The organism is Bradyrhizobium sp. Pha-3 (genome assembly GCF_042258325.1).
GTDB lineage: Bacteria > Pseudomonadota > Alphaproteobacteria > Rhizobiales > Xanthobacteraceae > Bradyrhizobium > Bradyrhizobium elkanii.
The window spans coordinates 5056621-5069469 of record NZ_CP170151.1 but is presented as its reverse complement, the minus strand read 5'-3'; the positions used below and the strand labels follow the sequence as shown (position 1 = coordinate 5069469).

The following is a 12849-nucleotide window of genomic DNA, read 5'->3' as shown; positions in this document are numbered from 1 at the left end:
TTTCCTCTTCTTGTTATTGGACACTGTACCATCGGACCAGCCGCGGCGCGGCCCAGTCGGTCGCGACCTGCTCGATCAAATAGCGGCCGGGATATTCAGCGAGGAAGGCGATGCGCTGGGTCTGGCCCGGCTCAATCGCGAGCGTGTCGAGCCAGAACGGCTTCCAGCCGTCGTCGAGCCGGTCGAGCAGACGGAAGTGATGGCCGTGCAGATGAAACACGCTGGCGATCGGGCCGCGGTTGGTCAGCGCCAGCACCACCGGCCAGCCGGCTTTGGCCTGAAAGGCCGGAGCGGCTGATGGCTTGAAGTCCGCCGGGCGGAACCATTCGGTCGGCGTGCCGAGCGCCAGCTCGAACCTTGCGGCGCTCTTGAGATCGAGCTGGGCGGGCATGTCGTTGCCGGGCAGCGGCGGTGCCGGTGCGAACGGCGCCGGGCGGACCGGCGGGTCGTTCGAGACGGCCAGCCTGCCGACCGGGCGAGCCTGCTTGCCGTCGTGCAGCAGGATCGGAAAGCTGGTTCCGGCCAGTCCGGCCGCGTCGACGAAGACATCGGTGCGGCTGCCGGGAGCGAGGACGAGCGCACCGTTGCGGGCCGGAAATGGTTCGGCCGGCTGGCCATCGATGGCCATCACCCGGACGTCGAGGTTCTCCAGCTTGATCGCCAGCACGCTGCGTTGGCTGCCGTTGATAAAGCGGAGTCTGAGGCGGGCATTGGCTGGTGCCGAGATGTCGTATGAGGTTTTTCCGTTAATTGTATGAATCTGCGTCGAATCTTTAGGATCGTTGCCGGCCGGGATTGCGCTTCCGTCCGGCTGCAGGCGCCACTCCTCGATCAGCAGGACCTCGTCGCGATCGACTGCGACCGGCGAAGTGCCGGTCACGATTAGCGGCCGCGGCCGTGCCGGTGCCGTGCCGCCATCACCGAGCAGCGGCTCGCACAGGAAGGTGCCGGCGTGCCGAAGCGGCAACTGGAAGCTATCCTTGGCCCCGGCGGCAAGCAGCGCCCGGGAAGCCAGTGGCTCCGCCGCCGCGACGCCGTCGAGCCCGCGGCAATCCAGCGCGGCCGCGACCGGCAGTTCATTGCCAAAGGTCACGTCGAGAACCTCGCCGCGCTTGAAGCGGAGTTCGCCACTGCCGAGTGACCAGACCGGTGTCTCCGGTCCGCCAGGACCCGGTCCGCCAAGACCCGGTCCGTCGCCCGGACGAAGCGAGATGCGGTCGGGTCTGGCATGGAGCGCGACCGCGGTCCGGCCCTGCGCCGCGCCGGTGGCCGGCAGAGCGGGGCAAAGCGCCGCGGCGCCGAGGGCGGCGATCAGGTTGCGCCGGGTGAGTGAAAATTCGGGACTTGCGGGAGGACTTGCCATCCGGCCGATGCGGACCATTTTCAAGAGTACCTGTCCAGTCGCGATCGGTCGCAGGGCGGGCTCAACAGCGGCCATTTTTTTGCTGCGAACCGGTGGGCGCATGTTATAAGCCCGGCCGCCCGCGGCATCGCGGCCGGACTGGGATGCTTTTCGCGCGGGCGTGGCGGAACTGGTAGACGCGCTGGATTTAGGTTCCAGTGACGAAAGTTGTGGGGGTTCGAGTCCCTCCGCCCGCACCAAGCGCTTACAGCGTTTGCATGACGAATTCTTGGAGAACCTTTGGCCCCGATGGGGTGAGGGTTCGCCGAACCCACAGACGTTAGGCCGCAAAGCCCATCGTCGAACAGATTGAACACTGACACGGCCGCTCGGGCCGCGGCAAAAGCGGAAGAAGATTGATACCATGCAGGTCACCGAGACCCTCAACGAGGGATTGAAGCACGAATTCACGATCAGCGTCCCAGCATCCGATCTCGATGCCAAGGCGGACGCCAAGCTGGTCGACCTCAAGGACAAGGTCCGTCTCAACGGCTTCCGTCCCGGCAAGGTGCCGGTGGCGCATCTGAAGAAGATCTACGGCCGCTCGGTGATGGCCGAGACCATCGACCAGACCATCAGCGATACCAACCGGCAGATCTTCGAAGATCGCGGCTTCCGCCTCGCCGGCGAGCCGAAGATCACGATGCCGACCGAGAAGGACCAGGTCGAGGAATTGCTGTCGGGCAAGACCGACCTGACCTACACCGTCGCGATCGAGGTCGTGCCGCCGATCCAGCTCGCCGATTTCAAGTCGTTCTCGGTCGAGAAGCCGGTGGTCGACGTCTCCGACGCCGATGTCGACGATGCCATCAAGCGGATCGCCGAAGGCAGCCGCCCGTACAATGCCAAGGCCGAGGGTGCGGCGGAGAAGGGCGACCGCGTCACCATCAGCTTCAAGGGCACCATCAACGGTGAGGCCTTCGAGGGCGGCACCGGCGAGGGCATCCAGGTCGTGATCGGCGCCGGCCAGTTCATCCCGGGCTTCGAGGAGCAGCTGATCGGCATCGGCACCAACGAGACCCGCACCCTGAAGGTCTCGTTCCCGAAGAACTATCTGAACGAGAAGCTCGCCGGCCAGCCGGCCGAGTTCGAGACCACGGCAACGCTGATCGAGGCGCCCGGTGAGACCACGATCGACGACGAGTTCGCCAAGACGCTGGGCCTGGAGTCGCTCGACAAGCTGAAGGAAGCCGCCCGCGAGCGCCTGACGGCTGAATTCGCCGGCGCCACCCGCCAGAAGGTCAAGCGCGCGCTGCTCGACCGGCTCGACGAGAGCCACAAATTCGAGGCGCCGCCGTCGCTTGTCGCCGAAGAGTTCAACCTGATGTGGAACTCGATCAAGGCCGAGATGGACTCGTCCGGCAAGACTTTCGCCGACGAGAACACCACCGAGGAAGCGGCAAAGGAGGAGTACCACAAGATCGCCGACCGCCGCGTCCGCCTCGGCCTCGTGCTGTCGGAGATCGGCGAGAAGAACAAGATCACCGTGACCGATGACGAGGTGTCGCGCGCCGTGATCGAGCGCGCGCGCCAGATGCCCGGTCGTGAGAAGGAGGTCTGGGACTACTACCGCAGCAACGCCCAGGCGCTGGCCCAGCTCCGCGCCCCGATCTACGAGGACAAGGTTGTCGACTTCGTTCTGGAGCTCGCCAATGTGACCGAGAAGAAGGTCACCAAGGAAGAGCTGTTCAAGGATGAAGACGCCGAGAAAACTGCCGCCTAATTCCGGCACCTCGCGTTAATGATGAACCGCGAAAGCGCGCCTCGCGACGGGTCCCGTCGCTAGGCGCACCGACGCGAATCAGCTTGAACTTCTGCGACCTGCCCAGGTGGCTAGTGCGGCGAGTTGACGGTCTTGTCGGCCGGAAATTGGCCCATATCTGGGTTAAGCCTTGAGGCAGTAGTCTTGAGCCAAGTAGTCTTGAGCAAAGTTCTGCATCACCCCTAACCCTTGGGTTCTTTCATGCGCGATCCCGTTGAAACCTACATGAACCTCGTGCCGATGGTCGTCGAGCAGACCAATCGCGGCGAACGCGCCTACGACATTTTCTCGCGCCTTCTGAAAGAGCGCATCATCTTCGTCACCGGTCCGGTGGAAGACGGCATGTCGACGCTGATCGTCGCGCAGCTGCTGTTCCTCGAGGCCGAGAATCCGAAGAAGGAAATCTCGATGTACATCAACTCGCCGGGTGGCGTGGTGACGTCGGGCCTTGCGATCTACGACACGATGCAGTTCATCCGCCCGCCGGTATCGACACTGTGCACGGGGCAGGCGGCCTCGATGGGCTCGCTGCTGCTGGCCGCCGGCGAGAAGGACATGCGCTTCACGCTGCCGAATTCCCGCATCATGGTGCACCAGCCCTCCGGCGGCTTCCAGGGCCAGGCCACCGACATCATGCTGCACGCGCAGGAGATCCTGAATCTCAAGAAGCGCCTCAACGAGATCTACGTGAAGCATACCGGCCAGACCTACAAGGCGATCGAGGACGCGCTCGAGCGGGACAAGTTCCTCACCGCCGAGGACGCCAAGGCGTTCGGCCTCGTCGACAAGGTCATCGACAAGCGTCCGGACGATCCGGCCGCCGCGAAGGCGGCCTGATCTGGGCAGGCATCTCGAGGCGTCGGTGTGATCTCCACATTGACGCCTCACATAACCGGCAAAAGCAGGGCGGTGGACCCGCGGCGGGTGCATGCGCACAGGCGGAAAGTTCCGGTTTCGTGCTCTTATACCGACGTGGTAATCCCGCAACGTTCCGTGGATTTCGACGCGTATTCCACGTGCGATCGTTGAAAATCACGGTATTGTCACGGTCTTGAGCCGGCCATCCGATTAGCGAATTCTTGATAGTCGGGTGCCAGCATGGTTGGCTGTGATGCATCGGCTATGATCGCGGAGATTCGAATAAACCGTGATCCACACGGTCGGTATTGCGTAGGGTCTTTTTTGGTACGGAATTTGCTCTATCTACCCAAGACCCCGGTTTTGTGCCGGATTGGGTCGATCTGGCAAACAAGATCGAACGGCGGACGGAGATAATGAATGAGTAAGGTCGGCACGAGCGACGCCAAGAACACGCTATATTGCTCGTTCTGCGGCAAGAGCCAGCATGAAGTTCGCAAGCTGATTGCCGGACCGACTGTCTTCATTTGCGACGAGTGTGTCGAACTCTGCATGGACATCATTCGCGAGGAGAACAAGTCCTCGCTGGTGAAGTCGCGCGACGGCATCCCGACGCCGAAGGAAATCTGCAAGGTCCTGGACGACTACGTGATCGGCCAGAGCCATGCCAAGAAGGTGCTGTCGGTCGCCGTCCACAACCACTACAAGCGGCTTAACCATCAGACCAAGCACAACGACGTCGAGCTGGCGAAGTCGAACATCCTGCTGATCGGTCCGACCGGTTCGGGCAAGACGCTGCTCGCGCAGACGCTGGCCCGCATCCTCGACGTGCCCTTCACCATGGCTGACGCGACGACGCTGACCGAAGCCGGCTATGTCGGCGAGGACGTCGAGAACATCATCCTGAAGCTGCTGCAGGCCGCCGATTACAACGTCGAGCGTGCGCAGCGCGGCATCGTCTATATCGACGAAATCGACAAGATCAGCCGCAAGTCGGACAACCCCTCGATCACCCGCGATGTGTCGGGCGAGGGCGTCCAGCAGGCGCTGCTGAAGATCATGGAAGGCACGGTGGCCTCGGTCCCGCCGCAGGGCGGCCGCAAGCATCCGCAGCAGGAATTCCTGCAGGTGGATACCACCAACATCCTGTTCATCTGCGGCGGTGCGTTCTCGGGTCTCGAGAAGATCATCTCCGCGCGCGGCCGCTCGACCTCGATCGGCTTCGCGGCGCAGGTGCTCGCGCCGGAGGACCGCCGCACCGGCGAGATTTTCCGTCACGTCGAGCCGGAAGACCTGCTGAAGTACGGCCTGATCCCGGAATTCGTCGGCCGTCTGCCCGTCGTTGCGACGCTGGAGGACCTCGACGAGGCCTCGCTGAAGAAGATCCTGACCGATCCGAAGAACGCGCTGGTGAAACAGTACCAGCGGCTGTTCGAGATGGAGAACATCGAGCTGACCTTCGCTGACGAGGCGCTTGGCGCGGTCGCCCGCAAGGCGATCGAGCGCAAGACCGGCGCGCGCGGCCTGCGGTCGATCCTGGAGAGCATCCTGCTCGAAACCATGTTCGATCTCCCGGGCCTGGAAGGCGTCGAGGAAGTCGTGATCTCGCGCGAGGTCGTCGAGGGAACGGCGCGTCCTCTCTACATCTACGCGGATCGTTCCGACCGCGCCGTCGAGAGCAGCGCGAGCGCCTAAACGGCGCTCGTCTCGACCCGCCAAAAATGCACGGCTGCCGGACGCTCCGGCGGCCGCTGTGGCGCAGCAGCGGCGCCCTTGCGGCGTAGCAGCAAATGCCTGTTTAGCCTATATTTCCCGACACTTCTGAGACTTGACACCCCCCTGCCTGATAGCCACCTAATGCTATCGGTGAGGGATCTCATGCGTTGAGATTCGTCGCTTCACGATGCGGAATAAGCGGCTGCTGACGGCACTCTCATTCCGGATCACCAAGGCACCTTGTGGCGGTTGCGCAAGCAAGCGGACTGCGTGCAAGGGGGCAAAACAAAAGGATTAGGCCATGACGACCTCAAAACCCCGGCCAACGATCGTCCACGGCGAAAGCCACTCCTATCCGGTGTTGCCGCTCCGCGACATCGTCGTCTTCCCGCACATGATCGTGCCGCTGTTCGTCGGCCGCGAGAAATCGATCCGCGCGCTCGAAGAGGTGATGAAGAACGACGCGCTGATCATGCTCGCGACGCAGAAGAACGCGTCCGATGACGATCCGGCACCCGATTCAATTTACGAGACCGGTACGCTCGCCAGCGTCCTGCAGCTCCTGAAACTGCCCGACGGCACCGTGAAGGTGCTGGTCGAGGGCCTCGAGCGCGCGCGCGTCGAGAAGTACTCCGACCGCAGCGAATATTACGAGGCGACCGCGGTCGCACTCGCCGACACCGACGCCAACTCGGTCGAAGCCGAGGCGCTGGCGCGGTCGGTCGTGTCCGATTTCGAAAGCTACGTGAAGCTGAACAAGAAGATCTCCGCCGAAGTCGTCGGCGTGGTTCAGGCGATCACCGATTTCGCCAAGCTCGGCGATACCGTTGCCTCGCATCTCGCGGTCAAGATTGCCGATCGGCAAGCGATCCTGGAGACGTTGTCCGTCACGCAGCGCCTGGAGAAGGTGCTGGGCCTGATGGAGAGCGAGATCTCGGTGTTGCAGGTCGAGAAGCGCATCCGCTCGCGCGTCAAGCGCCAGATGGAGAAGACCCAGCGCGAGTATTACCTGAACGAGCAGATGAAGGCGATCCAGAAGGAGCTCGGCGACGACGAAGGTCGCGACGAGCTGGCCGATCTGGAGGAGAAGATCTCCAAGACCAAGCTGTCCAAGGAAGCGCGCGAGAAGGCCCAGCACGAGCTGAAGAAGCTGCGCCAGATGTCGCCGATGTCCGCGGAAGCGACCGTCGTGCGCAACTATCTGGATTGGCTGCTGTCGATCCCGTGGGGCAAGAAGTCCAAGGTCAAGAAGGACCTCGAGGCCGCGCAGGCGGTGCTGGACTCCGATCACTACGGGCTCGAGAAGGTCAAGGACCGCATCGTCGAGTATCTCGCGGTGCAGTCGCGCGCCAACAAGCTGACCGGACCGATCCTGTGCCTGGTCGGGCCTCCTGGCGTCGGCAAGACCTCGCTCGGCAAGTCGATCGCGAAGGCGACGGGGCGCGAGTTCGTGCGTGTGTCGCTCGGCGGCGTGCGTGACGAGGCCGAGATCCGCGGTCACCGCCGCACCTATATCGGCTCGATGCCCGGCAAGATCATCCAGTCGATGCGCAAGGCGAAGACCTCGAACCCGCTGTTCCTGCTGGACGAGATCGACAAGATGGGCGCCGATTTCCGCGGCGATCCGTCGTCGGCGCTGCTTGAGGTTTTGGACCCTGAGCAGAACTCGACCTTCAACGACCACTACCTGGAGGTCGACTACGACCTGTCCAACGTGATGTTCATCACGACCGCGAATACGCTGAATATTCCCGGCCCGCTGATGGACCGCATGGAGATCATTCGGATCGCCGGCTACACGGAGAACGAGAAGGTCGAGATCGCGCGCAAGCATCTGATCCCGAGCGCGCTCTCCAAGCACGGTCTGGACTCCAAGGAATGGTCGATCGACGACGCGGCCTTGCTCTTGATGATCCGCCGCTACACCCGCGAAGCGGGCGTGCGTAACCTGGAGCGTGAGCTCTCCACACTCGCCCGCAAGGCGGTGAAGGAGCTGATGATCTCCAAGAAGAAGTCGGTGAAGGTCACCGAGGCGAACATCGAAGAGTTCCTCGGCGTTCCGAAGTATCGCTTCGGCGAGATCGACGACGAGGATCAGGTCGGTATCGTCACCGGTCTGGCGTGGACCGATGTCGGCGGGGAGCTGCTGACCATCGAAGGCGTTATGATGCCCGGCAAGGGCAAGATGACCGTCACGGGCAATCTGCGCGACGTGATGAAGGAGTCGATCTCGGCGGCGGCGTCTTACGTCCGCTCGCGTGCGATCGTCTACGGCATCGAACCGCCGATGTTCGACCGCCGCGACATCCACGTTCACGTGCCGGAGGGCGCGACGCCGAAGGACGGTCCGTCCGCCGGTGTGGCGATGGCCACCGCGATCATCTCGGTCATGACCGGCATCCCGGTCCGCCACGATGTCGCGATGACCGGCGAGATCACGCTGCGTGGTCGCGTGCTGCCGATCGGCGGTCTGAAGGAGAAGCTCCTGGCTGCCGCGCGCGGTGGCATCAAGACGGTCCTGATCCCGGAAGACAACGCCAAGGATCTCACGGAGATTTCCGATGCGATCAAGGGCGGCATGGAGATCATTCCGGTCTCGCGGCTGGATGAGGTCGTTGCCAAGGCGCTGACCCGCGTGCCGGCGCCGATCGTCTGGGAAGAGGAGACCAGCAAGGTCGACGTCAAGCCCGACGCTTCGGACGAGGCTTCCGGCGGCCTGACGGCGCACTGAAGCGAGCTCAGATCGACATAAGAAAACGGCGCCTTCGGGCGCCGTTTTTGTTTTCGCTGTTCGCGATCAGGTCGGGAAGGCTGCGGCTCTGTCCGCGGCGGCAAAGTGCGCCATCTGATCGGCATGCGCTTTTGCGAAAGCCGGCCGGGCCGTGGCGCGCGCGACGTAGTCGCGACACGTGGGATATTCCGCCAGTCCGTCGAAGCGGTCGACCAGGCGCAGCACATCCGCCATGAGAACGTCGGCGACGGAGAACGGCCCGGCCAACCATTTGCGGCCCGTCAGCACCGGCTCCATGTGCCTGAGCCGGGATTGCAGGAAGCCGTCGAAGCGTGTCCATGCCGACGTGCCGCCGCTCTCGCCCGAGAATACCAGGAGCGACCAGGGCAGGCTTGCCATCTCGACCGAGTTGAGCGCTGCGAACAGCCATTTCAAAGCCTCGTTGCGCTGGCGCGGATCGGTCGGCAGCAGCGCGTCGCTGCGCTCGCCGAGATGCAGCAGGATCGCGCCGCTCTCGAAGATCGAGATGTCGCCGTCGGTCAGCCACGGCACCTGGCCGAACGGCTGGTGCGCGAAGTGCTCGGCGCTCCGATCGCGAAACGGCACGCTCGCAACGCGATACGGCAAGCGCGCCTCTTCCAATGCCCAGCGCACCCGGAGGTCGCGCACAAATCCCCGCGGCATCTCCGGAACCCAAGCGAAGGTGGTCAGCGTCAGGTCGGCCATTGCGTATCTCCATTTGCTGGCTTCACAGGCAAAAGGACGAACGAATGGCGCGCGTTCCGACACCCCGACGGGCTTTTTCGTCGTTGCGGTACGGAACGATCGAGTTGCCGATGTGGGTACGCGGGCGCCGGACTAGTCTTTCCTCTCGACGACGAAATTGCCGATCGCGCCGAGTGCCATCAGCACGCTGGTGCCGAGGAACACCGCGGGCATGCCGATATGGCCGCCGATGAAGCCGCCTGCGAGCGGGCCGATCACCTGGCCGGCATATTGCGCCGAGATCGAATAGCCGAGCATGCTGCCGGTGACCGCATCGGGCACGTTGTGCCGGATCACGCTCGCGATGCAGGGCAGGAGGCCGCCGAGCGCGAGCCCCATCAGGAAGCGCAGCAGGATCAACTGCCAGCCGCTGACCACGAAGGCCTGCGGGATCAACAGCAGCGCCGAGACCGCAAGGCAGATGGTGATGATCCGCCAGTGGCCGACCCGATCGGCCAGCTTGCCGAGATGCGAGGACGACAATAGGCTGCCAAAGGCCGCCGCCGACATCACGAGGCCGGCGACGAACGTCACCCGCGGTGTCTCGACCAGTTGCGCGACATAGACCGTGATGATCGGCTCGATCGACATGTTGGCGACCATCAGCAGCAGGCCTGTTCCCCACATCGCGACGACAGGGCGCTTGTCCGGGACCAGCGACCAGCCGCCGCGCGCCTTGCCGCCTTTCGCGGTCTTCGGGCGTGCTTCCTCGCGGATCAGGAACGTCGTGCCGAGGAAGGTGAAGAAGATGACGCCGCCGATCAGGAAGAAGGTCGCGCGGATGCCGATCAGCCCCGGCAGCACGCCGCCGATCAAGGGACCGACCAGGCTGCCGGCCATGATGCCGGCCGACAGCACGCCGATCGCCCAGCCGGACCGCGCTTTCGGCGTCTGCGCCGCGACCAGCACGGTCGAACCCGAGGCGTAGCCGCCGAGCAGGCCGGTCAGCAGCCGCAGGCCGACCAGCTCGTAGACATTGTGCGCCATGCCGATCAGCGACATGGCGATCGCCATGCCGAGGCTGGCGCGGATCAGCATCAGCTTGCGGCCGTAGCGATCGGCGAGCCGACCCCACAGCGGCGCCGTCAGTGCCGCGCTGAAGAAAGCTGCGCCATAGGCGACGCCCGACCATTGCACGATCGCGGCGTGATCGGTCACGCCGAGCTGCTCGACATAGAGCGGCAGGAACGGCAGCAGCAGCGTCATCCCCACGATTGTCGTGAAGGAGCCGAACACGCAGACGATCAAATTGCGTTTCCAGGGGCCCGCGTCGAGCAGGGCTTCGCGATCGACTTCGATGTTCATGTCAGCGCAGCCCTGCGATAGCTCTCGACGTTCATCTCGACGATGGTGGCGTGGTGAACAAGGCGATCGATCGCCGCGAGGGTCATAGCTGGGTCCGGAAAGACCTTGTTCCATTCTCCAAAGGGCTGATTGGCGGTGATCAGCAAAGAGCGTCGCTCGTAGCGTGCGCTGATGAGCTCGAACAGCACACTGGTCTCGGCCTGGTCCTTGGTGACATAGGCAAGATCGTCAAGGATAACGAGATCGAAGCGATCGAGGCGGTTGATGGCACCCTCGAGGTTGAGTTCGCGGCGCGCCACCTGGAGCTTCTGCACGAGATCGGTGGTGCGGGTGAAGAGGACGCGCCATCCGTTCTCGATGAGAGCCAAGCCGATTGCTGCTGCCAAGTGACTCTTGCCGCCACCGGGCGGACCAAACAGCAGCAGATTGGCGCCCTTGTTCAACCAGCCGTCGCCGGCGGCGAGCGCGGTCATTTGCGCCTTGGAGATCATCGGTACGGCTTCGAAGTCCCGATCACGGCAAAACCGGACGTCGAAGGCTCGGCGGTAAGCTTCCCGGGGGAACAGCTGGTCGCGGTAGACCAGGTTGAGGAGCGCCATCGGCTTGCGCCGCAAGGAATGGATCACGTGCCGATAATCGACGACCTGATCGTGCTTGCCATTGGGATGCGGCCGCCCGCGCGGCAAGGTGAGGAGATGCGTGCCGCCGACAAACACGTCGAGGTGATCGTCATACAGGCGCACCCGCAGCCGATGGCCGATCAAGCGCGACGGCACCGTGTAGAACACCTTGCGCAAGGTGAAGCCGCCGGACGATGTCACGTGGACGATCACCTCTTCATAGTCCGACGTGCGGCGGTCCGGCAGATCCTGAAGTGCGGTACGTTCGCTGTCGATCCGCTTGGCGTTGCGGGCATTGCGGCGGCTGACGATCTCATCGATGAAGCCACGATAGGCAGCGAGATCGTCGAAGTCGGCGGTGCCACGCAGCAACAGCGCGTCGCCGACCGCCCGCTTGAGATGGCCATGCGAACTCTCGATCGCCCCGTTCTCGTGGGCGATGCCACGATTGTTGCGGGAGGGGCGCATGCCGTAATGGGCACAGAGGTCTTCGTATCGCCGCGTCAGATCGTCTTTGGCGTCGCGGTCGAGATTGCAAAAGGCGGCCGACAGGCTGTCGGTGCGATGCTCCCGTGGCGCTCCACCGAGTGACCACAAGGCATTCTGCAGGCCTTCGGCCAGAGCGATGAAGCTCTCACCGCCGAGCACGACATGGGCGTGCTCAAACCCGGAATAGGCCAGCCGGAAGTGATAGAGACGATGGTCGAGCGGCACGCCCGCGATCGTGACACCCAATTCGCCCATGTCGGTGAAGTCGGACAGGCCGCGCTGACCGGGTTCGTGGGTCTGCCGGAAGATGACCTCCTGCTCCTCGCCGTGGATCGCCCGCCAGGCCCGGATCCGGCGCTCCAGCGTGCGACGGATGCCGGCGCCGAGCTCAGGATGGCGTCGGAGCAACTCCTCGACGCGCCCGCAGGCCGCGGCGATCCTCGTTGAGCGAACGCAGCAGGCGATCGCGGGTATTGGTGATGTGGTCGGCGGCCTCGCGCGCGGCGGCCTCCGGATCGTTGGCCTTGATGAAGCCGAGGATGCGCCGGTGTTCGCGCCAAGCCTGCTCGCGCGACGGCTCGGTCCACACTTCCAGCCAGCGTGCCCGCGACAGGCGGGTCATGGCACCGGCGATCGCCTTGACGATGAAGGGATTGCCGGAGAGCCGTGCGATCTCGACATGGAAATCGGTGCCGACCCGGTGCCATTCCTCGCGCGGCGCGCCGGACTGGCAGGCGTCCAGCATTTCTTCGACGCCGGCGATATCGGCCGCGCTTGCCCGCGCGCAGGCGAGGCGCACCGCCGTCGTCTCCAGGGGAATCCGGAACTCGGCCAGCGCCTCCAGCTCACCGAGGTCGATCGGGGCGACGATCCAGTTGCGGCCGTCACGACGCACCAGCTCTTCGCCTTCGAGCCGGACCAGCGCGGCACGGATCGGCGTGCGCGATCCCTCGAACCGGCTCTCCAGCCAGCGCTCGGTCAGCCGCTCGCCGGGGCCCAGGTCGAGGGACAGGATCATCTCCCGGAGCTGGTCATGGATCTGAAGCATCTGCGACATGGCGCCGTCCTTTGGCCGCCCTTGGCGGGCGCGGAATCTCGGTCAGGCGGCTTTCGTATCCCGATTTGGTATCCCAAACAAGGCGGGTACGGGATACCGGCGTGGCTCCGTCAAGGGAGACGGGCCGAGCGCCGGGGACGATGG

The 12849-nt window shown here is 64.1% G+C and carries 9 protein-coding genes and 1 tRNA gene; 5 read left to right on the top strand and 5 right to left on the bottom strand.

From position 1 onward, the window contains the following. Positions 1–13: 13 nt before the first annotated feature. Positions 14–1381, bottom strand: a complete 1368-nt coding sequence (locus ACE10X_RS23820) for a multicopper oxidase family protein (protein WP_375764602.1) — start codon at positions 1379–1381, stop codon at positions 14–16. Positions 1382–1517: 136 nt separating this feature from the next. Between ACE10X_RS23820 and ACE10X_RS23815 the strand changes: the two genes are divergently transcribed. The 5 genes from ACE10X_RS23815 (at position 1518) to lon (ending at position 8469) form a co-directional block, all read left to right on the top strand. After that, positions 1518–1602: transfer RNA gene (locus ACE10X_RS23815), tRNA-Leu, on the top strand. A 164-nt stretch (positions 1603–1766) separates the two neighbouring features. Then, entirely contained in the window at positions 1767–3125 is a 1359-nt protein-coding gene (gene tig / locus ACE10X_RS23810; RefSeq protein WP_038385054.1) for a trigger factor, read from the top strand. Positions 3126–3365: 240 nt separating this feature from the next. Continuing rightward, positions 3366–4001, top strand: a complete 636-nt coding sequence (locus ACE10X_RS23805; protein WP_016847729.1) for an ATP-dependent Clp protease proteolytic subunit — start codon at positions 3366–3368, stop codon at positions 3999–4001. Positions 4002–4442: 441 nt separating this feature from the next. Next, positions 4443–5717, top strand: a complete 1275-nt coding sequence (gene clpX, locus ACE10X_RS23800) for an ATP-dependent Clp protease ATP-binding subunit ClpX (RefSeq protein WP_024583449.1) — start codon at positions 4443–4445, stop codon at positions 5715–5717. A 322-nt stretch (positions 5718–6039) separates the two neighbouring features. After that, positions 6040–8469, top strand: coding sequence for an endopeptidase La (lon, locus tag ACE10X_RS23795; RefSeq protein ID WP_038385055.1), 2430 nt, complete (start codon positions 6040–6042; stop codon positions 8467–8469). Between the two features lie 66 nt (positions 8470–8535). Here the strand turns inward: lon and ACE10X_RS23790 are convergent, their stop codons facing one another. From ACE10X_RS23790 to ACE10X_RS23775, 4 genes are all read right to left on the bottom strand, one after another. Next, positions 8536–9195: a glutathione S-transferase family protein gene (locus tag ACE10X_RS23790; RefSeq protein WP_375762960.1), complete on the bottom strand. Its 660-nt coding sequence runs from the start codon at positions 9193–9195 to the stop codon at positions 8536–8538. Between the two features lie 132 nt (positions 9196–9327). Further along, on the bottom strand, positions 9328–10539 hold the full coding sequence (locus ACE10X_RS23785) for an MFS transporter (RefSeq protein ID WP_038385057.1): 1212 nt from the start codon (positions 10537–10539) through the stop codon (positions 9328–9330). Further along, positions 10536–12122 carry an IS21-like element helper ATPase IstB gene (gene istB, locus ACE10X_RS23780; RefSeq protein ID WP_375764601.1) on the bottom strand — a complete coding sequence of 529 codons (1587 nt, stop codon included), beginning with the start codon at positions 12120–12122 and terminating at the stop codon, positions 10536–10538. The genes ACE10X_RS23785 and istB overlap by 4 nt, the downstream gene beginning before the upstream one ends. Beyond that, the gene (locus ACE10X_RS23775; RefSeq protein WP_375762959.1) at positions 12037–12705 is read right to left on the bottom strand and encodes a GntR family transcriptional regulator; all 669 of its coding nucleotides are present in this window, start codon (positions 12703–12705) and stop codon (positions 12037–12039) included. Before ACE10X_RS23775 ends, istB begins: the two co-directional genes overlap by 86 nt. Positions 12706–12849 lie beyond the last annotated feature (144 nt).

Excerpts from the sequence above, each read along its gene's own strand:
- ACE10X_RS23820 (WP_375764602.1), bottom strand. The coding sequence starts at position 1,381 with ATGGTCCGCATCGGCCGGATGGCAAGTCCTCCCGCAAGTCCCGAATTT.
- tig (WP_038385054.1), top strand. The coding sequence starts at position 1,767 with ATGCAGGTCACCGAGACCCTCAACGAGGGATTGAAGCACGAATTCACG.
- ACE10X_RS23805 (WP_016847729.1), top strand. The coding sequence starts at position 3,366 with ATGCGCGATCCCGTTGAAACCTACATGAACCTCGTGCCGATGGTCGTC.
- clpX (WP_024583449.1), top strand. The coding sequence starts at position 4,443 with ATGAGTAAGGTCGGCACGAGCGACGCCAAGAACACGCTATATTGCTCG.
- lon (WP_038385055.1), top strand. The coding sequence starts at position 6,040 with ATGACGACCTCAAAACCCCGGCCAACGATCGTCCACGGCGAAAGCCAC.
- ACE10X_RS23790 (WP_375762960.1), bottom strand. The coding sequence starts at position 9,195 with ATGGCCGACCTGACGCTGACCACCTTCGCTTGGGTTCCGGAGATGCCG.
- ACE10X_RS23785 (WP_038385057.1), bottom strand. The coding sequence starts at position 10,539 with ATGAACATCGAAGTCGATCGCGAAGCCCTGCTCGACGCGGGCCCCTGG.
- ACE10X_RS23775 (WP_375762959.1), bottom strand. The coding sequence starts at position 12,705 with ATGTCGCAGATGCTTCAGATCCATGACCAGCTCCGGGAGATGATCCTG.